Genomic DNA, 18,257 nt, shown 5'->3' with positions numbered 1-18,257 from the left:
CTCACTGGGCCTCGACGGGCTCGCGCGCTTCGGTCAGCAACTCCTCGATCGGCTCCTCGCTGGGCTCGTTGCGGAGCAACACGTCGATCGGCAGCGTGGGGGCGCCGTCGACGAGATTCTCCATGACGACGAGGCGCTCTCGTGCGCGGCTCATTCCGACGTAGAAGACGCGGCGCTCGTTGTCGGTCAGCGTCGGGACGGGATCGGTCGTCTTGGTGAACTCCTCGCAGCCGGGCACGTCGGTCGGGTCCTCGACCGTCGCGGCCATCTGCTCGACGACCTTCTCGGTGAGGTCTGTCGCCACGAACACGTGGTCGGCCTCGCGGCCCTTCGCGCTGTGGATCGTTCCGAGTCGGACGCGCTCGGGGTCGGTGTCGAGGTACTCGCCGACCGCGAAGTAGGCCTTGATGCTCTTTTTCTGGAAGCTCGTGATCTTTCGGGACATGTCCGACGCCGACGCCGGGCCGGGCATGAAGGGAACGTGGTCGCCGATCACGTCTGGCTCGATCGTCAGATCGACCAGATCGTCGACACCGGCTTCTTCCTCGCGTTCGTCGATGGCGTCGAACAGCGCGTCCCGGTCGTTCGAGCCGAAGGCAGAATCGGCGAGCATGTCGGCCAGTCGGCGCGCCTGCAGGCCGTCGATCGGCTCGTCGGCGTCGATCGCTTGAATCGCGCTGACGAACTGGCTGAGCCGGTCGGTCCACATGCGCTGGTCGGTCAGACAGCTGAAGGGGACGCCTTCGGTGATGAACTCGTCGATAAACCGGAACATCTGGTAGCGTGCCCGGAACAACAGCATGATCGTCCCGTCGTCCTCTTCGAGCGTCGACCGGACGTTCCGGACCAGATCGAGCATCGAGGGGCTGTTGATTCCTTCGACGACGCCGCCTTCCTTGCGGGGCTTGAGGTCCTTGTCCTGTCGCTTGTCGATGTGACGAATCTCGCGGTTGACGACGTTCAGCACGTTCGAGGGCAGTCGATAGGAGTTCGGCAGGATCTCGTCTTCGTCGACGTCTTCGTCCAGCAACAGCGCGGGGTCGGCGCCCTGCCACGAGTAGACGACCTGATCGTCGTCGCCTGCGATCAGCACCTTCTCCATGTGGGGTTTCCACTCCTCGTACACGTCGTACTGCAGCGTCGTAATGTCCTGGAACTCGTCGATCACCAGATAGTCGACGTTCGGGAGCAGGGAGCGCTGTTTCACGCGTTCGAGCATGTCGGCGAAGCCGGTCAGCCCGTTCTCGCCCTTGTAGTTTCGCCAGCCTCGAATCGCTTCGGGCACGTCGATTCGGTCGTCGTCGCTCGGCCACGTCGGCGTGTACTTGTTGCCCTCCTGGGCGTTGGGGTCGATCTCGGGCGGGAGGCGCACCTCTTCTTCGTCCCACTGGAAGGGAACGTCGTACCAGTCAGAGACGTCACGGCGGGTCCGTTGGAGCCACTGACTGGTGGCGATGATCTTGTTGCCGAGCGTCGTCGATCGGGCGGTTCGCCGTCCGGCGCCGCCGTACTCGTCTTCGAACTCAATGCCGAACTCCTCGCAGAAGTCGCTCTTGTCGGATTCGCCGACCACGTCGCCACGAGAGAGATCGAGCAGTTCGTACGCTTTCGCGTGCATCGTGCAGACGTTCCCCTGCAGGGCGCGGGGATTTTCGTCGAGGCGTTCGGCGAGTCGTTCGCGAATCTCTTGGGCTGCCGCACGGGTGTACGAGACGACCAGCACGTCGCGCACGTCGACCGAGTCGTCGTCGAGCAGTTCGTCGACCCGATCGAGTAGCGCGGTCGTCTTACCGCTGCCCGGACCGCCGAACAGGCGGGTCACGGTCGCATCGGCGTCAGTCATTACAATGGGTAACGCCACGAAACCCCATAAGCCTCTGGGTTCGCTACTGCGAGCGCCGTAATTTAGTTGCTTCGCGGGGAGCGTGCGTCCCGAATGTCGTTACCGTCCCGTATCTTGTCTTCACACTGGGGACAGACGCGTGGCTCGTCCGTCTCTCTGGGCGTGAACACTCGCGCGTACGCTCGGGTGACGAACGATTCGCAGTTCTGGCATCGAGGCATTTCTATCTCTACCACTTCCTGAGGAAATAATGTATTATAATACTATCGGCTACGGTACGCATTCAACTACTAGCTACCGCAGAAGAAACCCGAAGCGGCCGAAATCGGCCGAATCGGTCAGTCGTCGGCGACCCGTGGCGACCCGGTTGGACCCCAGCCACAGACCGAACACTCGGTTGCGTCGGTGTCGTGGAGACCGCCACACTCCGGGCACTGCTTCTTGTTATAGTCCCGCTCCCATCCTACCGTCTCTGTTTCGTGACCGCGACGCGAGAGGAAGTTGTCGAGCACGTCGTCGCCGGCATCGTTGGGTGCGGACGCCATACAAGGTATTCGTTGGCACACCACGCACTTAAAATGTGGTGCTCCGACAGCCGTTACCTGCTTCCGTTAGAAATGTAGCTATTCGGACAACGAACGACGACTAAAACGCCGAAACAGTACCGATTTAGAAGGGTGCGTCGGCATCGCCGGCCGTCGCGCTCGGCCCTTCCTCGTTCGATGTGGTTCCGGCTTCGTCTCCGTTCTCCTCGCGGCCCGACGCCACGTCGCCCTCCCACGCGCGGAGCCCGCCTTCGAGGTTGTACACGTCGGTGTCGGCGTCGATGCCCTCGTAGGATTCGAGCATGCGGGCGGCCTTCTGGGAGGTCTGGCCGATCGCACAGGAGACGACGATCTCCTCGTCCCAGTCGATGTCGTCGACGCGCCGCGGCAGCGCCGAGATCGGGACGTTCTCCGCGCCGGGAATGTGGGCCTGCTGGAACTGCATCGGGTTTCGAACGTCGACGATCTGGGGCGCGTCGCCGTTCTCGACTTGCTCTTCGATCTCCTCGGGCGTGACGTCTTGGACCATCTGGCGCTCCGTTCGGGATTCGCGGTGTAAAGCGCTTCGACAGGGGCCCACGGACGCGCACTCTCCGACACGCGCATCCCCGGGCTTAAGCAAATCGCCGGGAAACGGTTTCGTATGACCGATCTGAACCTCGATCCGGTCCAGTTGGACCGGTACTCCCGGCACGTCATCATGGACGACGTGGGCCCGGAGGGGCAGGCGCGCCTGCTCGACGCCGCCGTGTTGGTCGTCGGCGCCGGCGGCCTCGGCTCGCCCGCGATCCAGTATCTCGCGGCCGCCGGGATCGGCCGGCTCGGCATCGCGGACGACGACGCCGTCGAGCGGTCGAATCTCCAGCGGCAGGTGCTCCACGGCGACGCCGACGTCGGGCGGCCGAAAGTCGAGAGCGCGGCCGAGTTCGTCCGAGAACTGAATCCCGATGTCGATGTCGAGCCCCACGAGACGCGCGTCACGAGCGAGAACGTCGAGGAACTGGTCGACGAGTACGATCTCGTCGTCGACGGCAGCGACAACTTCCGGACGCGCTACCTGCTCAACGACGCCTGCACGCTCGCGGGCGTGCCGTTCACGCACGGCGCCGTCTTCGAGTTCGAGGCCCAGATCACCACGTTCCCGGCGAACGACGAGGCGCCCTGTTACCGGTGTCTGTTTCCCGAAGCGCCGCCCGCGGGAACCGTCCCCGACTGTGCGACGACGGGCGTGCTCGGCGTCCTCCCGGGCACCGTCGGCTGTCTGCAGGCGACCGAGGCGATCAAACTGTTGCTCGGCGAGGGCGATCCGCTGGCCGGGCGGCTGATCGTCTACGACGCCCGCGAACTCTCCTTCGAGACCGTCGAGTTCGAGCGCGATCCGGACTGTCCGGTCTGTGGCGAGGATCCAGCGATCGAGTCGGTCCGCGACGTGGAATACGCCGATACCTGTGCGATAGAACAGTAAGCCGCGAGTGCCGCGTCAGTCGTCGCTCAATCCCTTCGCGGTGATGTCTTCGGGAATCTTCTCTGCAATCTCGTCGGGGATGTCGGCCGACACGCCGGTCGGTAGCTCTTCCGGCTCCTCGTCGAGTAGTTCGCTGACGAACGCCGGCGGCCCGTCGTCGCCGCCGAAGTCGGGGTCGAACAGCTGCAGGGCGGTGTTGATCGTCGTCCAGTCGTCCTCGGCGGCGGCTTCCCGTAGGCTCTTGGTCGGCGCTGCGAGCAACTGGCTGACCAGCGAGTCTGCCATCGCTTCGATGACCTCGCGCTGGGCTTCGGGTAGCTCGCCGTCGATATCGGCTTCGAGCTTCGAGACGGCGGTCGAGACCTCCTCGGATTTGACGCGCTCGGCGCTCTCGTACATCGCCGCGATCACCTCGTCGGCGCGCTTTCGCTTGTACTGTTCGAGCAGGCGGTCGAACTCGCGGTCGATGATGGCCTCGACCTCCGCGACGCTCTCGCGGCGGCGCCGTTCGGTCTCGGCGGTCACCGACTGCAGATCGTCGAGGTCGAACACCGAGACCGTCGTCAGTTCGGCCACCTCCGGATCGACGTCACGGGGCTGTGCGATGTCGACGACGGTCGTCTCGCCGCCGTCGGCGAACGTCTCGGCGTCGAGCAGCGGCTCGTCGCTGGCGGTCGTCGTGACGACCAGATCGGCCGTTTCGGCGACCGTCTCGGCCGCCGGCAGCGCGACCGCGCTCGCGTCGACGGTGACTTCCTTGGCGACGTGCTCGGCGTGAGGGACGGTGCGGTTGGCGATCACCAGCTCGGCAACGTCGCGGTCGGCCAGCGATTTTGCCGCGAGCGTCCCCATCTCGCCGGCGCCGACGACCAGCGCGGTCGCCGTTTCCAGCGAGAGTTCCTCTGTCGCCACCTCGGCGGCGGCGCTGCCAAGCGAGAGCACGCCCTGATTGAACGCCGTCTCGGTGCGGACGCGCTCGCCGACGTGGATCGCCTTGGTGACGGCCTCGTCGAGCATCGGTCCGATGCCGCCGACGCCGCGGGCGTCCTCGTAGGCGGTGCGGACCTGGCCGATGATCTGGTCCTCGCCCAGCACCAGCGATTCAAGCCCCGCGGCGACACGCATCAGGTGTCGAAGGCTCTCTTCGTGATCCGTGTAGACGACGGCGTCCTCGGACGCTTCGTCGGCGAACCCGGCCAGCGTCGCTCGGCCGACTGTCTGGTCGTCGGTGACGACGTACGCCTCGGTCCGGTTGCAGGTGTGCAGCGCGAACGCCTCCTCGACGCCGGGCCGTGTGAGCAGGCGCTCGACCTCGGCCCGCTGGTCGTCGGCGCCGGCGTCGGCGATCTCGTCGACGCTGGCCCGATCGTGGGCGACGCTCACGCCGGAGATGACGCCCGAGCCCGTCAACATGATGTCTCACCGGGTCCCTCGCCCAGTTCCTCGTTGATCACGTCCCGTGCCACTTGACGGCCATTAGTGTCTCCGGTACGTAAAGCCTTCCAAACGCGCGACGATTGGACGACGGCCCGGATCGCACGGCGGCGCGCGGCCGGATCGTCCTCCAGGGCTTTCAGTTCCGTCCGGAGTTCGCCCGTCAGTTCGGCCATCGCTCCTGCCCCCGCCAGATCGGCCTCGATGTCCTTGCGGAGTTGTCGGGACAGTGCCGGACTCGCCCCGCCGGTTGCGACGGCGACGACGACCGGGTCGTCCCGAACCGTCGCGGGAACGACGACGCTGTCGGCCTCGCGCGAGCCGCTCCGATCGGCCCGGTTGACGAGCGCGCCCCGGTCCCGTGCAGCCTCGGCGGCGGCGTCGTTGACGGCTTCGTCGTCGGTCGCCGCGACGACCAACGCCGGCTCGGTTCGTTCGACCCACGCCCGGATCTCGCCGGGGTCGGGCGCCGCGCGGACGAGTTCGCTGTCGCCGAACTCGCGGTCGCCGAAGTCGGGCCCGAGCACGATCACCTCGGCCTCGCGGGCGAACCGTCGGGCCTTCCGGGCGCCGACGCTCCCGCCGCCGACGACGAGCACCGTCGCGCCAGTGAAGTCGTGGAGTAGCGGTATCATGCGAGTCTACTCGGTCGTACGCTTCGTTGCTGTCCCGCCCACTCGCCGCTTTGCCCGAACACGTTCGGTCACTCCGCGCTACCGGTCGACGGCGTCTCGCCGTCCGTAGCTTCGGTGTTGGCACTTGCGCGCTCGGCCATCCTGATCCCCGTCTTCTTGAGGATCTGGGTCGAGAACAGCGTGTCCCAGTCGTCCTCGCCCACGTCCCAGAACTCGCTCATGCGCTCGCGGACCTGCTCGACGCGCTCGGCGCTCTCTTCTTCGCTGCGGCCGTGGGTCATCGCAAAGAAGTTGTACGGCCAGACGCCGTCGTGGCGCGGGCGCTCGTAGCAGTGGGTCACGAACGGCAGGCTCGCAATTTCGGGCCCGACTTCCTCGACGACCTCGTCGGGAACGTCCCAGACCGTCATCCCGTTCTCGGTGTAGCCCAGCGCGTAGTGGTTCGGAATGACGCCGACCCGCCTGACTTTTCCTTCGGCGTCGAACCGTTTGATCGTTTCGCGCACCCACGCGGGATCGGCGTCGATCGCCGCGGCCACGTCGGCATACGGCGTCGCCGTGATCGGCAGGCCGTCCTGAATTTCGAGGACGAGGTCGCGCTCGTCGGGCGTCAGGGTTCCGCGACCGCTCGGCGTCACGTCGGGGCCGAGATCGGAGCAATCGATATCGCCATCGGGGATCGGTCCGTCGACGTAGAACTTCGCCTCGACGCGGAACTCCTGTTGCTTGGGCAGGTTGTACGTCTCTTGGCCCGTCTCGTCCTCAATCTCGGCCAGAACCTCGTCGACGCGCTCGGGGTCGGCGACCGACACCACGAACCAGACGTTGAGGTGGGGATGCTCGCGCTCGTAGTTGTGCGCGACCTCGCGGTGGTCGTTGACGGCGTCGACGACTTCGTCGAAGCGCTCCTCGGGGGCGTGCATGGCGACCAGCGTCGCGGCGCCGCCGATCTCTTGGGCGTTGATCAACGCGCCAAAGCGGGTCAGTACGCCCTCCTCGTCGAGGTCTTGCACCCGTGCCAGCAGTTCGTCGGCGTCGATCTCGATGCCCCGCTCGCGCAGTGCGGCAGCCCCCGACTCGAACGGTTCTTCGACGACGGGAAAGCCCCCCTGAAACGCGTTGACGATAGCCCGATCGCGCTCGCTCAGGCCGGCGTCTGTGTCCATACGCCGAAGTCAGGACCGGCGAGACATAAGCGCCTCGGCGTCGGTCGACGACGCACTACTGCCTGACGTACAGCGTCAGGATGCCGAGCACCAGTAAGCCGATCCCCCACCAGAGCGAGTCGCCGGGAAGGACTTTCAACACGAGCGTCACGACGCCCGAGGACAACAGCGACCAGCCGATCGTCGTCTGGTAGGACATACTGGTGCTACTTCGCCCCAACAGTTAGTCGGCGGGGCAACGGCGTCCTGACTGTCTGCTTGCATTGGCGCCGGTCGTCGTCGCTCGGCCACCGGCAGAGCGTGCTCCGACCGGACCATTGACACCCGGCGACTCCAAGGATTTTCCATGGCCGGTCGCTATCGACTGACGAGCGTCGAGACGGTAGAATCGGAGGGCTCGTGGCTGTTCACCGCCCGCGACCAGCACGGCAACGACGAGGAGTTCTTCTTGGTCCCCTGTGCAGACGAGGACCGCCCGCCCGTCGAAGCGTGGCGCAACCGCTGTACGCACGAAAACCAGCGCCTGTATCGAGAAGATGTGGGCGCAATCGTCCGCGACGGCGGCGTCGTCTGCCCGAAACACGGCTCGATGTTCGACTCCTGTTCGGGCTACTGCGACAACGGCGAGGCCGCCGACACGACGCTTCCGGGCGTCGAGATCGACGTGGACGACGGGCAGGTGTACCTCGTCGACGACGATGTCACGTTCCTGCGCGCTGGACCGAGCCGCGACGACGATGACGACGGCGGTCCCAGTTCGACATCGCACCTACAGCTGTGACGGCCGCCGACTGATCTCGGCCTCAGTGATCGCCTTCGACGCCGGTCACGTCGAAGCCCAGTTCTTCGATGTCTTCCAGAATCGCCTCGTGGTCCGCGCTGGCCTCGTAGTAGATGACGATGTCGAAACTCCCCTCTCGGAGGAGCTGCTGGCACTCCCAGACGAACTCCTCGTCGTCGAGCGTCAGCCCTTGGTGCTGGTTCGAGGAGAAATCGCTGTCGTCGTTGCCCGAGTAGACGTACGTGTCTTTCGGGTCGTGTCCGGAGTGCTCGGCGATGATCTCACCCGCGTCGATCGTCGCCTGCATCATGTCGATCTCGTCGTCGCCGTCGAACTCGGTGTGGACGATCGCGCCGTTGAGATCGACCTCGCCGGGTTCGAGCAGTCGCTTCGTGCGTCGGTAGAGTTCCTCGTCGAGTACTTCGGTCATGTCCTGAGGTTTCGCCAGGACGGTTATACGGCCTACGGTCTGTCGCTCTGATCGGCGGCGTCCTGCCGCGGCGCTACGGCGGTGTCTAACAGCGTGCCAGCGGCGTCCTACCGAGACGGTACGACGGCGTAACCACTACGAAACGGAAAAATACGGAAAAGTTCGCTGCACGGGCGACCCGGCGGACTGGGTCCACGCGACGCCCGGAACCGCACCTGTGGCGTCGCCCACCTACAGGCGAACGAGGTTCTTTGCGCGCGGGCCCTTGTCGGCCTGCACGATCTCGAACTCTACTTCCTGCCCTTCTTCGAGGTCAGGACCGCCGACGTCTTCCATGTGGAAGAAAACGTCCTCGTCAGCCTCGTCAGTGTCGATGAAACCGTAACCGCCAGTGTCGTTGAAGAAATCAACTTCGCCTTTCGCCATTGCATGTGACCAGAGGGGCCCCGAACATAAAAACGGAGGGGGTTACTTTTATCTCGGCCGTTCTCGGGGTACAGCGTGTCTCGCCTGACGTAAGACACATACGTGGCCGTCGTGACCGATCCAGTATGAGAGAGTGGTTCGGACGACGCGTCCGATCGGGGTACGAGCGGCTACTCCGGCGGGAGATCGAGGGGGTCCCGACCCACATCGCGGTAATCCAAGACGGCAACCGACGCTACGCCCGGCAGAACGGAGACTCCGCGACCGAGGGGCACGAACACGGCGCGGAGACGACCGAACAAGTTCTGGAGTGGTGCCAAGACCTCGGCATCGAAGAGTTGACGCTGTACACGTTTTCGACGGAGAACTTCGATCGCCCCGAGGACCAGCTCGAGGCGCTGTTCGATCTGATCGAGGGAAAACTCCGCGAGTTCGCCGACGCCGAACGCGTCCACGACAACGGCGTCTGTATCCGCGCGCTCGGTGACATCGATCGACTGCCCGAGCGCGTACGGGATGCAGTCGACTACGCCGAGGGTCAAACCGAAGAGTACGACCAGTTCGTCCTCAACATCGCGCTGGCCTACGGCGGCCGCGCCGAGTTGCTTTCTGCCGCCCAGTCGGTGCTCGGCGGCGTCGAGGACGGCGCCATTTCGCCCGACGAGATCGACATCGAAACCGTCGAAAATCGGCTGTACGAGCGCCCCGTCCGGGACGTGGACCTGATCATCCGAACCGGCGGCGACGAGCGCACGAGCAACTTCCTGCCGTGGTACGCGAACGGCAACGAAGCCGCCGTGTTCTTCTGTACGCCCTACTGGCCGGAGTTCCGCAAGGTCGACTTCCTGCGAGCGATCCGCACCTACGAACACCGCCAAGAGTCGTGGCGCACCGCGCGGGCCCGCCGCGCGCTCGCGCTACTCCGTGCGACCGGGAGCGCCGAACTCGACGAGGCAAAGAGCGTCCTCCGGCGGTTCCGCGACGCCCTCCCCAGCGGCGAGCGCGAACGTCTCGACGCCGAGGAATTCGACGCCGACGATCGGGCTGCGGATTGACGCCGACGATCGGGCTGCGGATTGACGCCGACGATCGGGCTGCGGATTGACGCCGACGATCGGGCTGCGGATTGACGCCGACGATCGGGCTGCGGATTGACGCCGACGATCGGGCTGCGGATTGACGCCGACGATCGGGCTGCGGATTGACGCCGACGATCGGGCTGCGGATTGACGCCGACGACCGGGCTGCGGACTGACGCCGACGACCGGGCCGGTTCGCATGACTCAGCGCCCAAACTTCCGGAAGACTCGCTCCGTTCGTCTTCCGGCGTTTGGACGCTTCGCGTTGCTCAGCGTCCAAACCGCCGCGTCCGGTTCTTGTACTCGCGGATCGCGCGCAGATAGTCTCGCTTGCGGAAGTCCCGCCAGTTCACGTCCGTGAAGTACAGTTCGGAGTACACCGACTGCCAGATCATGAAATCCGAGAGCCGTTCGGCGCCCGTCTTGATGACGAGGTCGGGGGCGTCCGGGAACACGAGCCGCCCCTCCACGTCGGACTCGGTGATCTCCTCGGGCGCGACCTCGCCGGCCTCGACTTCGGCGGCCAGCGACCGCACCGCGGCGGTGAACTCGTGTTTCCCGCCGAGCCCGATGCTGATCTGGATCGGGGCGTCGGCTCGCGTCCGGTCGTCGGGCCCGCGAACGGCCATCTCGCGCGGTGCCGACACGTCCGCCAGCGACCGTTCGAGCGTCGGAACGGCGGCTTCGTCGAGGACGCTGACGTACACCGTCACTCGCTCGGCGCCGTACTCGACGGCCCACCGGAAGAACGTCTCCAGCGTCTCGTAAGAACCTCGCTCCAGCAGGTCGCGCTCGGCGACGATCAGCGCGACGTGATCCGGCGGCGGGGTGTCGTCGCGCCGAACCCGCAGAGCGAGATATCGGTCGTACAGTCCCACGCGAGGGAGGTCATCGCGCACGGTCGTAAATGATGCGACCCGGTCGTAGTCACTCGCCTCGTCGGTTCGGGAAGGTTAAGTAAGCCTCAGCAAAAGGAAGGCAGTAACGTGACATCGACCGTTAGACGTGCGGGTGCGTTCGCCGCGGTCGGGACGCTTTCGCTTCTCGCCGCCGTCGCACCCGCAGTGGCCGTCGCCGCCTTCGCGGCGGTGGCCATCGGCGCCGCGACGATCACCGACGGCGCCGCCTTCGAGCTGTTTGCCCGCCCCGGCGACCGGCGCGACGAGCGCCTCAAGGGGCTGGTCGGCTTCGCCGTCGCCGCAGGACTGCTTGGCGCGTTCGCCGCGTTCGGCGAGCTTCCGGCGACCGTGTTCGTCGGGACGGTCGTGCTGTACTCGTACGGGAATTTCGTCGGCGAGATCGCCCGCAACCGCCTCGGGGGCGAGGTGTTCGAGGCCGTCGGCTTTGTCGTCGGCGGACTGATCGCCGGCGTCGTCGGCGTTCAGGCGACTGCGATGTCGACGGACGCCGCCGTCCTCCCGCTGGCCGAGGTGACGGTGCTGGCGACCTCGGGCGCCCTCGTCGGCGCACTGCTCCGCTCGATCCTGCTCGGCCGCGACGATCCGCCGGTGCTCCTCTCGGTCGGCTTCCTGCTGTGGCTGCTCGCCGAACTCGATCTCGGCACGTCCACGCCGGACGTGCTCGTCGCGCTTGCGGTGACGGCCGCACTGGGCTATGCCTCCTACGCGTTGGAGACGGCCTCCGTCGAGGGGATGCTCGCGGGCGTCGTGCTGGCGTTTCTGGCGATCGTCCTCGGAGGGTACCCGTGGTTCGCCGTCATGATCGCCTTCTTCGGCATCGGCGGGCTCTCGACGAAGTTCCGCTACGACCAGAAGCGCGACCGCGGCGTCGCAGAGGACAACGACGGCGCCCGCGGGAGCGCAAACGTGCTGGGCAACGCCGCGGTCGCGCTGGTGGCCGTGCTCGGCTACGCCACCGCCGCCGCTGGACTTCTCCCGGTCGATCCCGCCATCTTCACGTTTGCTTTCGCCGGCTCACTCGCCACGGCGCTGGCCGACACGCTCTCCTCTGAGGTCGGCGGCGTCTTCGACACCCCGCGGCTGATCACCACGCTGGAACGCGTCGAACCGGGGACCGACGGCGGCGTCACGTGGCAGGGCGAACTCGCGGGCATCGCCGGCGCCGCGGTCGTCGCCGCGCTCTCGGGCGCGCTGTTTTCGGGTATCGCGGGGCGCGGCGCGCTCGTGATCGCCAGCGCGGGCGTCGTCGGCATGACCGTCGACAGCCTGCTCGGGGCGACCATCGAAGGCGATCGGATCGGCAATCAGAGTGTCAACTTCTTGGCGACGCTGTCGGGCGGCATCGCCGGAACCCTGCTCGCACTGGCCGTCGGGCTGGCCGCGTTCACGTGATCCGCGACCCCGTCGAGACCGACCGGCCGGCGCTGCTGGCGCTCCAGTCGCTGCTTCCGGAACCGGCGCCCGAGGCGCTCGACGCGGCACTCGATGGATCTGGCGAGGTACTCGTCGCCACGTCGGCGCCCGTCGGAGCGGTTGCCGACCGCGACCGCCGTCGCCCGATCGGCTACGTGTTTGCGATGCCGGGCGACGAGCGCGCGTACGTCGCCGAACTCGTCGTCGCCCCCGACCACCGACGAGAGGGCGTCGCCTCGGCGCTGTTCGAGGCGCTGTTCGACCGACTCGACGAGCGCGGCGCTCGGCTCGTCACGCTCGCGGTCGCGCCGGACAACGACGCCGCGCTGGAGTTCTACGAACAGTGGGGGTTCCGAGAAGTCGACCGCGATCCGGAGTACTACGACGGCGACCCGGCGCTGTTGCTCGCTCGCCCGCTCTGAGCCGAGCGCGCCGCCCGGCCTGTGTCGTGCGTGCCCAGCGTCGGCGTCGGACGCCGCCTACAGATCGGCGTCGAGCAACTGCTCGGCGGTGCGAAGCCGGACGCTCGTCGGTCGTTTCGTGAACTCGCCGAGCGAGCGCGCGACCGCCTGCGCGACGCCTCGCTGGGCCGCCACGTCCGCGATGCGCTGGCTCAACTCGCCGTCGAGCACGATCGCGTGAGGCACCGTCGACGCCGCGTCGAGGACTTCGACGGCGTCCCCGGCGGGCGCTTCGTCGACCTCGGCGAACTCGCCGTCGAGCAAGCGGACGGTGGCCTGCTCGTCGCCGACGACCGCTTCGACGTGGCCCTGCAGCGTCTCCGGGGCAACTTCGGTATCCTCGTCGCTCGCCTCGTTGTCGGCAGCGGCTTCGGCCTCGTCGTCCGATTCAGCGCTGGATGACGCCGATGCGTCGGCTGGCGACACCTCGGCGGTGGCGTCCGGATCGACGAGTGTTTCGTCCTCGTCGTCGGTCTCCACGGTGACATCGTCTTCGCCAGCGGCCGCGTCGGGAGCCGCCGGCGCATCGGGCGACTCGGTCTCGGCGTCCGGTTCGACTCCGGCGTCGTCGGCCTCGGGCGCCGGCGTCGCGCTCCCGTCGGTCGCGGCGACGGCCGTTCGCGGCGTCGAGGCGTCGGAAACGGCGTCGTAGGGAACCTTGTCCCGGAGCGCCTCGAACACCTCGTGGCGCGAGAGGTCCTCGACCGACTGGCCGTCGGGCGCGAACGTCACGTAGTCGATGTCGCCGACCTGCGAGAGTTCTTGGAGGATCAGGTCGCCTCCGCGGTCGCCGTCGAGGAAGGCCGTCGCCGTCCGGTCGGCCGTCAGGTCCGCGACGACCTCCGGCACGTCGGTCCCCTCGACCGCGATGGCGTTCTTGACGCCGTACTGCAACAGCGTCAGCACGTCGGCCCGGCCCTCGACGACCACGACCGCGTCGCTGTCCTCGACGCGAGGGCCTGCGGGCAGCCCCTCGTACTCGGTGACATCGGCGACGCGGACGCGCTGGCGAACCTCTTCGAGGATCTCTTGGCTGCTCATCGCGGTCTCGTCGAACGCCTCGACGAGGAGTTCGTGAGCGCGGTCGACGATCTGGCGGCGCTTGGCGGCGCGCACGTCCTCGATGTTTGTCACGTCGAGCGTGGCCCGGCAGGGGCCGACGCGCGTGATCGTCTCCAGCGAGGCCGCGAGCGTCGCGGTCTCGACTTTGTCCAGACTCGTCGCTATCGTCACGTCGCCGCGGGATTCCCCGCCGCTGCTGTCGATTTCGACGTCAATGCGGCCCACCTTCGAGGACTGCTGGAGACCTCGCAGATCGAGCTCCTCCCCGAGGAGCCCCTCGGTCTGCCCGAAGATGGCGCCGACCACGTCACTTCGTTCGACCACCCCGTTTGCGGTCACGTCGGCGTGAATGAGATATTTCGTTGTATCGTCCATTGATGATCTGCCCCGATGGGGGGCGTGATTGTGAATGACCCATGAACGGCCTCATGGTACGTTATATATGTTTGGGTCGGATCGTTCAAATACCTGTCGTCAGTTCTCTCCGCTGGACCGAAACCGAGCGACGCTGCGGTGACGAATAGAGCAAATAACGACCAGTATACGGTCGGTACTGCTCGGCTAGCGGCAGTAAACTGGCATTTTCCCGGAATCTGCGAGACCAGTGGCGTCTCATCAAAATGCCATCTACCCGGTCCCCGCCGTCCTCAAGCCACTCTTATGGCGCATCCACCGACCGATTCCGGTGATCTGCATCCATCTCTCGACGTTGAACAAATTTTCTCTTCAGTTACTCCGACTGGTGAAAAACGGCAATCTTTAAGCGAGTCTGACCGTGAGCGGCATAGCAATGACCTCGACGATAGAGCGCATCGGGTGGGCCGTCGCCTTTCTCGTGCTGGCGGCGCTTGGCATCCCATGGTTCCTGTGGGGAACAAACAGCGTCGCCGCCGGCTTGCCCGTCTGGCTGTGGTGGCACGTCGGCTGGATGGTCGTGACCGCGGGCGTGTTCTGGCTGTTCACTCGGCGCGGCTGGGGCGTCTGGATCGAGAGCGACGCCGACGACCGGCCGGGCGCGACGCCGCCCGGTCAGGACGCCGGCGCCGCCGAGGCGTCCGCGTCGGGCGCGGCGGCGTCTGACACCGGAGGTGACGGTCGATGAGTCAGGTCGCTCTCCAGTTGGGCATCGTCGTCGCGTACCTCCTGCTCGCGCTCGGCGTCGGCCTGCTGGCCTATCGGCTGACCGACCGCACCGCCGAGGACTTCTATCTGGCCTCGCGGACGCTCGGCACCGTCGTTTTGCTCTTCACGACGTTTGCGACTCTGCTATCGGCGTTTACCTTCTTCGGCGGGCCGAACATCGCCTACGCCTCCGGCCCCGAGTGGATTCTCGTGATGGGCGTGATGGACGGCATCCTGTTTGCGATCCTGTGGTACGTGATCGGCTACAAGCAGTGGCTCGTCGGCAAGCGCCACGGCTACGTCACGCTGCCGGAGATGCTGGGCGATCGCTTCGGTTCGCGGGCGCTGCGCGGACTGGTCGCGGTCGTCAGCCTGTTCTGGCTCTTCCCCTACGTCATGCTCCAGCAGATGGGCGCCGGTACCGCGTTGGCGGGGCTGACCGGCGGCTGGCTCCCCTACTGGTCCGGCGCGGCGCTCGTGACCGTGTTCATGATCGTCTACGTCGTGCTGGCGGGGATGCGCGGCATCGCGTGGACCGACACGATCCAGGGCGCGTTCATGCTGCTTGCGACGTGGGCCGCCGCGCTGTGGGTGCTCGACGCCGTCGGTGGGGCCGGCGCCGCGACCGCTGCCGTCGCTGACTCGAACCCCGAGTTCCTCTCGCTCGGCGGCGGCGTCTACTCACCGGCGTGGATGCTCTCCCAAGCCGTCAGCATCGCCTTCGGCGTTGCCATGTTCCCGCAGGTGAACCAGCGATTTTTCGCCGCCGGTTCCAAGAAAGTGTTCAAGCGCACGTTCGCGCTCTGGCCGATTCTGGTCGTCTTGCTCTTCGTCCCCGCCTTCCTCCTCGGCACGTGGGCGGCCGGACTCGGCATCGAAGTCCCGGCCGGCGAGAACGTCCTGCCGATCCTGCTCAACGAGTACGCGCCCGGCTGGTTCGCCGCGCTCGTGATCGCCGGCGCGATGGCGGCGATGATGAGCAGTTCCGACTCGATGCTGCTCTCTGGCTCGTCGTACTTCACGCGGGACCTCTACCGGCCGTTCGTCTCGCCCGACGCCAGCGACCGGCGCGAGGATCTGCTGGGACGGGTCGGCGTCGTCGTCTTCGCAACGGCGTCGTTCGTCGCCAGCCTCTACCGGCCCGGCGGGCTGGTCCAGATCGGCTCGACGGCCTTCGGCGGATTCGCCCAGCTCGCCTTGCCCGTGCTGGTCGCGCTGTACTGGTCGGGGACGACTCGGCGGGGCATGCTCGCCGGCGTCGGCGCGAGTCAGGCGTTCTATCTCGCCTCGGTGTTTCTCGGCGCCGTCCCGGCGACGTACTGGGGCTGGGACGCCTCGATCCTCGGCATGCTCATCGGGCTCGTCCTGACTATCGTCGTCTCGGCGGCGACGACCCAGACGGCCGACGAGCGCACCGCCAAGTTCGCAAATCTCCAGAGTGCGGAGTAGCGACCCTCTCGATACTGTCGGCTGTCTGCTCTGCGCGCGGCGGCGGTCTCCGTTCTCTCCGAATCGGCTTCCTCCGGAAAGATACAAGCCCGACGGGCCCCTATCGTTCTGACATGGCCGACACGAACGTTGGTGGCCGCGACCGACTCGTCCGCGCACTACTCGCCGCCGTGCTGACCGTCGTGGCGATCAGTTCTCTGCGGAACGGCAAACAGAAGGCCGGGCTGCTCGCCGGGCTCGGCGCCGTCGGGCTCGGATTCAACGCGACGACGTGTTTCTGCGGGTTGAATCAGGCGCTCGGTATCGACACCACGGACGAGTAGCGACCGCTGGCTTTCTTACACGCAACACTGCCCGCCGAGCGTCCGAGGCCCGAGACTGGTGATTTTTATAAACACCGGCCCCACGTCTCACGTATGCAAACGCACATCGTTCCGGTCGGGTTCGACTACGACCGGCTGATCGCGCCGCTCGTGCGCGATCAGTTGGACGTCGATCGGGTCATCCTGCTGGAGGGCGCCGTCGGGAGCGAGGCCAACGTCGAGTACGCCCAGAACCTCTCCGAGAAACTCGAAAAGGACTTCAGGAATCTGCTGGGCGCCGAAACCGACCGGTTCGTCCTCGAAGACGTCTACGACTACGACGCCGCCTTCGAGGAGGCCTTCGCCATGATCAACGACGAACTCGATCGGGGCAACGAGGTCTGGGTCAACATCAGCGCGATGCCCCGGCCCGTCTCCTTTGCCTTTGCGACGGCGGCCCACTCGATCATGGTCGAGCGCCAGGAGGACCGCGAGAAGATCCACACCTACTACACGGCCCCCGAGAAGTACCTCGAAACCGAACTGGCCAAGGAACTGCGCAAGCAGCGCGAACTGCTCGCCGATCTGCAAGACGAGGGCGCGCCGGAGGACGAACGGGTCGACGAGCGCCTCGACAGCGCCCGGGAACTGCTCTCGGAGTTCGACGAGCGCGGGACGACCATCGGCGCCAAAGAGATCGACGGCCGCCACATCGTCGAGTTGCCGGTCGCCTCGTTCTCGAACGTCAAACCGTTCGAGGAGCTGATCCTCTTTACGCTGGGCGAGCACGGCGAGTTCGACAGCATCTCCGAGTTGGCCAAGGCGCTCGCGTCGGAACTCAACGAGGAGTACACCGACAGCTTCCGGTCGAAAGTGATCTACAACGTCGATCGACTCGGCCCCGGCGGCAAGGGCTATATCGAGCAAGAGTCCCGCGGGAAATCCTACCGGACGCGCCTCTCGCGGATCGGCGAACTGTGGGTGCGCTCCCATTCGAACGAGGACGGCGAGAGCGTCGAACTGTAGCGTTTCATCCACGACTCGTGCCGGGCGTCGGCACGACGCCGCGGCGCACCAGCGCGTCGCCGACGACGAGCGCACCCGCCAGCGCCAGTGGTTTTCCGGAATCGCCAACCAGCCAGCCGGGCAGCGCCGCGGCGGCGTCGGCGCCGACCGCCGGCAGCGCGGCCAGCGCCCACGCGAGTAGAATCAGGGCGACGACCAGCGAGACGCCGAGCCCCCACAGCCTGTCCCGGCGATAGGCATCGAGGACCAGCACCAGCGCGACGGCGTCGGAGACGATCGGCGTCGTGGCGGTCGGATCGCCGGCGAGCGCCCCGCCGACCACCGTGACCGTGAGCAGATACACGACGACGAGCACCGCGCCGAGCACGGAGTCGTACGCGGCGGCCCGTCGTCCTGCCTCCTCGAGATCCATCAGGTGCCGGTAGCGAACCGAGCGTGATGAAGGTAGCGCACGGGCGCGATCAGTCGTCGGCGTCGTAACGAGTGAGACCCACCTGCAGCGCGGCGCCGGCGCCACCGACCAGCACCGACCCCCCGACGATCGTCATCGTCGCTCCCTCGGTCATTCCATAGACGGCGACGGCGGCGCCACACAGCGACAGCACGCCGCAGACCAGCGCGTAGTAATCGAACCAGTTCTCGAACCGGACCATCACTCGACTGGTCCGGCGCCGGTCTGTTGAATGTTAGGTTGGAAA

The 18,257-nt window shown here is 66.5% G+C and carries 23 protein-coding genes; 9 read left to right on the top strand and 14 right to left on the bottom strand.

The window, feature by feature from the left end; translation table 11 throughout:
* Position 1: 1 nt before the first annotated feature.
* The 4 genes from CRO01_RS05935 to CRO01_RS05925 form a co-directional block, all read right to left on the bottom strand.
* On the bottom strand, positions 2-1,843 hold the full coding sequence (locus tag CRO01_RS05935; RefSeq protein WP_097008156.1) for a UvrD-helicase domain-containing protein: 1,842 nt from the start codon (positions 1,841-1,843) through the stop codon (positions 2-4).
* 62 nt (positions 1,844-1,905) lie between these two features.
* On the bottom strand, positions 1,906-2,064 hold the full coding sequence (locus CRO01_RS17145) for a DUF7563 family protein (protein ID WP_449289585.1): 159 nt from the start codon (positions 2,062-2,064) through the stop codon (positions 1,906-1,908).
* Positions 2,065-2,181: 117 nt separating this feature from the next.
* Positions 2,182-2,388 (bottom strand): HVO_0416 family zinc finger protein, encoded by a 207-nt coding sequence (locus CRO01_RS05930; RefSeq protein WP_097008155.1) that lies wholly within the window; start codon positions 2,386-2,388, stop codon positions 2,182-2,184.
* A gap of 124 nt (positions 2,389-2,512) precedes the next feature.
* Positions 2,513-2,917: a rhodanese-like domain-containing protein gene (locus tag CRO01_RS05925; RefSeq protein ID WP_097008154.1), complete on the bottom strand. Its 405-nt coding sequence runs from the start codon at positions 2,915-2,917 to the stop codon at positions 2,513-2,515.
* A gap of 114 nt (positions 2,918-3,031) precedes the next feature.
* Between CRO01_RS05925 and ubaA the strand changes: the two genes are divergently transcribed.
* Positions 3,032-3,853 (top strand): SAMP-activating enzyme E1, encoded by an 822-nt coding sequence (ubaA, locus tag CRO01_RS05920; protein ID WP_097008153.1) that lies wholly within the window; start codon positions 3,032-3,034, stop codon positions 3,851-3,853.
* Positions 3,854-3,868: 15 nt separating this feature from the next.
* Here ubaA and hemA read toward each other — a convergent pair whose 3' ends face one another.
* The 4 genes from hemA to CRO01_RS16545 all read right to left on the bottom strand — a co-directional run bounded on the left by hemA (position 3,869) and on the right by CRO01_RS16545 (position 7,287).
* On the bottom strand, positions 3,869-5,266 hold the full coding sequence (hemA, locus tag CRO01_RS05915) for a glutamyl-tRNA reductase (RefSeq protein ID WP_218839133.1): 1,398 nt from the start codon (positions 5,264-5,266) through the stop codon (positions 3,869-3,871).
* A complete protein-coding gene (locus CRO01_RS05910) occupies positions 5,260-5,922 on the bottom strand; it encodes a precorrin-2 dehydrogenase/sirohydrochlorin ferrochelatase family protein (RefSeq protein WP_097008152.1) in 663 nt (220 codons plus the stop codon). Before CRO01_RS05910 ends, hemA begins: the two co-directional genes overlap by 7 nt.
* Positions 5,923-5,990: 68 nt before the next feature.
* On the bottom strand, positions 5,991-7,088 hold the full coding sequence (gene ahbB, locus CRO01_RS05905; RefSeq protein ID WP_097008151.1) for a siroheme decarboxylase subunit beta: 1,098 nt from the start codon (positions 7,086-7,088) through the stop codon (positions 5,991-5,993).
* 55 nt (positions 7,089-7,143) lie between these two features.
* The gene (locus CRO01_RS16545; RefSeq protein ID WP_179747403.1) at positions 7,144-7,287 is read right to left on the bottom strand and encodes a hypothetical protein; all 144 of its coding nucleotides are present in this window, start codon (positions 7,285-7,287) and stop codon (positions 7,144-7,146) included.
* A gap of 147 nt (positions 7,288-7,434) precedes the next feature.
* Here CRO01_RS16545 and CRO01_RS05900 point away from each other — a divergent pair, with 147 nt between their 5' ends.
* Entirely contained in the window at positions 7,435-7,869 is a 435-nt protein-coding gene (locus tag CRO01_RS05900; RefSeq protein ID WP_097008150.1) for a Rieske (2Fe-2S) protein, read from the top strand.
* Positions 7,870-7,891: 22 nt separating this feature from the next.
* On the opposite strand, the gene CRO01_RS05895 is transcribed toward CRO01_RS05900, so the two are convergent.
* Together CRO01_RS05895 and CRO01_RS05890 are read right to left on the bottom strand one after the other, a co-directional pair.
* On the bottom strand, positions 7,892-8,299 hold the full coding sequence (locus tag CRO01_RS05895; RefSeq protein ID WP_097008149.1) for a DUF5778 family protein: 408 nt from the start codon (positions 8,297-8,299) through the stop codon (positions 7,892-7,894).
* Positions 8,300-8,530: 231 nt separating this feature from the next.
* Positions 8,531-8,725: a cold-shock protein gene (locus CRO01_RS05890; RefSeq protein WP_097008148.1), complete on the bottom strand. Its 195-nt coding sequence runs from the start codon at positions 8,723-8,725 to the stop codon at positions 8,531-8,533.
* Positions 8,726-8,850: 125 nt separating this feature from the next.
* On the opposite strand from CRO01_RS05890, the gene uppS reads away from it, so the two are divergent.
* Positions 8,851-9,780: a polyprenyl diphosphate synthase gene (gene uppS, locus CRO01_RS05885; RefSeq protein WP_097008147.1), complete on the top strand. Its 930-nt coding sequence runs from the start codon at positions 8,851-8,853 to the stop codon at positions 9,778-9,780.
* Between the two features lie 293 nt (positions 9,781-10,073).
* Here the strand turns inward: uppS and CRO01_RS05880 are convergent, their stop codons facing one another.
* Entirely contained in the window at positions 10,074-10,682 is a 609-nt protein-coding gene (locus tag CRO01_RS05880; RefSeq protein ID WP_097008146.1) for an undecaprenyl diphosphate synthase family protein, read from the bottom strand.
* A gap of 108 nt (positions 10,683-10,790) precedes the next feature.
* Between CRO01_RS05880 and CRO01_RS05875 the strand changes: the two genes are divergently transcribed.
* Together CRO01_RS05875 and CRO01_RS05870 are read left to right on the top strand one after the other, a co-directional pair.
* On the top strand, positions 10,791-12,116 hold the full coding sequence (locus tag CRO01_RS05875) for a DUF92 domain-containing protein (protein WP_097008145.1): 1,326 nt from the start codon (positions 10,791-10,793) through the stop codon (positions 12,114-12,116).
* Entirely contained in the window at positions 12,113-12,559 is a 447-nt protein-coding gene (locus CRO01_RS05870; RefSeq protein ID WP_097008144.1) for a GNAT family N-acetyltransferase, read from the top strand. Before CRO01_RS05875 ends, CRO01_RS05870 begins: the two co-directional genes overlap by 4 nt.
* Before the next feature lie 57 nt (positions 12,560-12,616).
* On the opposite strand, the gene dnaG is transcribed toward CRO01_RS05870, so the two are convergent.
* Entirely contained in the window at positions 12,617-14,035 is a 1,419-nt protein-coding gene (gene dnaG, locus CRO01_RS05865) for a DNA primase DnaG (protein ID WP_097008143.1), read from the bottom strand.
* Positions 14,036-14,450: 415 nt separating this feature from the next.
* Between dnaG and CRO01_RS17055 the strand changes: the two genes are divergently transcribed.
* From CRO01_RS17055 to CRO01_RS05845, 4 genes are all read left to right on the top strand, one after another.
* Positions 14,451-14,762 carry a DUF3311 domain-containing protein gene (locus CRO01_RS17055; RefSeq protein ID WP_097008142.1) on the top strand — a complete coding sequence of 104 codons (312 nt, stop codon included), beginning with the start codon at positions 14,451-14,453 and terminating at the stop codon, positions 14,760-14,762.
* Positions 14,759-16,231 (top strand): sodium:solute symporter family protein, encoded by a 1,473-nt coding sequence (locus CRO01_RS05855; RefSeq protein ID WP_097008141.1) that lies wholly within the window; start codon positions 14,759-14,761, stop codon positions 16,229-16,231. Before CRO01_RS17055 ends, CRO01_RS05855 begins: the two co-directional genes overlap by 4 nt.
* 113 nt (positions 16,232-16,344) lie before the next feature.
* The gene (locus CRO01_RS05850) at positions 16,345-16,554 is read left to right on the top strand and encodes a YgaP family membrane protein (protein ID WP_097008140.1); all 210 of its coding nucleotides are present in this window, start codon (positions 16,345-16,347) and stop codon (positions 16,552-16,554) included.
* A gap of 93 nt (positions 16,555-16,647) precedes the next feature.
* Positions 16,648-17,559: an HFX_2341 family transcriptional regulator gene (locus CRO01_RS05845; protein ID WP_097008139.1), complete on the top strand. Its 912-nt coding sequence runs from the start codon at positions 16,648-16,650 to the stop codon at positions 17,557-17,559.
* A gap of 4 nt (positions 17,560-17,563) precedes the next feature.
* Here the strand turns inward: CRO01_RS05845 and CRO01_RS05840 are convergent, their stop codons facing one another.
* Together CRO01_RS05840 and CRO01_RS05835 are read right to left on the bottom strand one after the other, a co-directional pair.
* Complete coding sequence (locus CRO01_RS05840) at positions 17,564-17,971, bottom strand: hypothetical protein (RefSeq protein WP_097008138.1); 408 nt, start codon at positions 17,969-17,971, stop codon at positions 17,564-17,566.
* 49 nt (positions 17,972-18,020) lie between these two features.
* A complete protein-coding gene (locus CRO01_RS05835; protein ID WP_097008137.1) occupies positions 18,021-18,212 on the bottom strand; it encodes a hypothetical protein in 192 nt (63 codons plus the stop codon).
* Positions 18,213-18,257: the final 45 nt, after the last annotated feature.

Source organism: Natronoarchaeum philippinense, assembly GCF_900215575.1.
GTDB lineage: Archaea > Halobacteriota > Halobacteria > Halobacteriales > Natronoarchaeaceae > Natronoarchaeum > Natronoarchaeum philippinense.
This window is presented reverse-complemented; position numbering and strand designations above follow the sequence as displayed.

What these genes read in the sequence shown, in the direction of transcription:
- CRO01_RS05935 (WP_097008156.1), bottom strand. Translation starts at nt 1,843, where the DNA reads ATGACTGACGCCGATGCGACCGTGACCCGCCTGTTCGGCGGTCCGGGC.
- CRO01_RS17145 (WP_449289585.1), bottom strand. Translation starts at nt 2,064, where the DNA reads ATGCCTCGATGCCAGAACTGCGAATCGTTCGTCACCCGAGCGTACGCG.
- CRO01_RS05930 (WP_097008155.1), bottom strand. Translation starts at nt 2,388, where the DNA reads ATGGCGTCCGCACCCAACGATGCCGGCGACGACGTGCTCGACAACTTC.
- CRO01_RS05925 (WP_097008154.1), bottom strand. Translation starts at nt 2,917, where the DNA reads ATGGTCCAAGACGTCACGCCCGAGGAGATCGAAGAGCAAGTCGAGAAC.
- ubaA (WP_097008153.1), top strand. Translation starts at nt 3,032, where the DNA reads ATGACCGATCTGAACCTCGATCCGGTCCAGTTGGACCGGTACTCCCGG.
- hemA (WP_218839133.1), bottom strand. Translation starts at nt 5,266, where the DNA reads ATGTTGACGGGCTCGGGCGTCATCTCCGGCGTGAGCGTCGCCCACGAT.
- CRO01_RS05910 (WP_097008152.1), bottom strand. Translation starts at nt 5,922, where the DNA reads ATGATACCGCTACTCCACGACTTCACTGGCGCGACGGTGCTCGTCGTC.
- ahbB (WP_097008151.1), bottom strand. Translation starts at nt 7,088, where the DNA reads ATGGACACAGACGCCGGCCTGAGCGAGCGCGATCGGGCTATCGTCAAC.
- CRO01_RS16545 (WP_179747403.1), bottom strand. Translation starts at nt 7,287, where the DNA reads ATGTCCTACCAGACGACGATCGGCTGGTCGCTGTTGTCCTCGGGCGTC.
- CRO01_RS05900 (WP_097008150.1), top strand. Translation starts at nt 7,435, where the DNA reads ATGGCCGGTCGCTATCGACTGACGAGCGTCGAGACGGTAGAATCGGAG.
- CRO01_RS05895 (WP_097008149.1), bottom strand. Translation starts at nt 8,299, where the DNA reads ATGACCGAAGTACTCGACGAGGAACTCTACCGACGCACGAAGCGACTG.
- CRO01_RS05890 (WP_097008148.1), bottom strand. Translation starts at nt 8,725, where the DNA reads ATGGCGAAAGGCGAAGTTGATTTCTTCAACGACACTGGCGGTTACGGT.
- uppS (WP_097008147.1), top strand. Translation starts at nt 8,851, where the DNA reads ATGAGAGAGTGGTTCGGACGACGCGTCCGATCGGGGTACGAGCGGCTA.
- dnaG (WP_097008143.1), bottom strand. Translation starts at nt 14,035, where the DNA reads ATGGACGATACAACGAAATATCTCATTCACGCCGACGTGACCGCAAAC.
- CRO01_RS17055 (WP_097008142.1), top strand. Translation starts at nt 14,451, where the DNA reads ATGACCTCGACGATAGAGCGCATCGGGTGGGCCGTCGCCTTTCTCGTG.
- CRO01_RS05855 (WP_097008141.1), top strand. Translation starts at nt 14,759, where the DNA reads ATGAGTCAGGTCGCTCTCCAGTTGGGCATCGTCGTCGCGTACCTCCTG.
- CRO01_RS05850 (WP_097008140.1), top strand. Translation starts at nt 16,345, where the DNA reads ATGGCCGACACGAACGTTGGTGGCCGCGACCGACTCGTCCGCGCACTA.
- CRO01_RS05845 (WP_097008139.1), top strand. Translation starts at nt 16,648, where the DNA reads ATGCAAACGCACATCGTTCCGGTCGGGTTCGACTACGACCGGCTGATC.
- CRO01_RS05840 (WP_097008138.1), bottom strand. Translation starts at nt 17,971, where the DNA reads ATGGATCTCGAGGAGGCAGGACGACGGGCCGCCGCGTACGACTCCGTG.
- CRO01_RS05835 (WP_097008137.1), bottom strand. Translation starts at nt 18,212, where the DNA reads ATGGTCCGGTTCGAGAACTGGTTCGATTACTACGCGCTGGTCTGCGGC.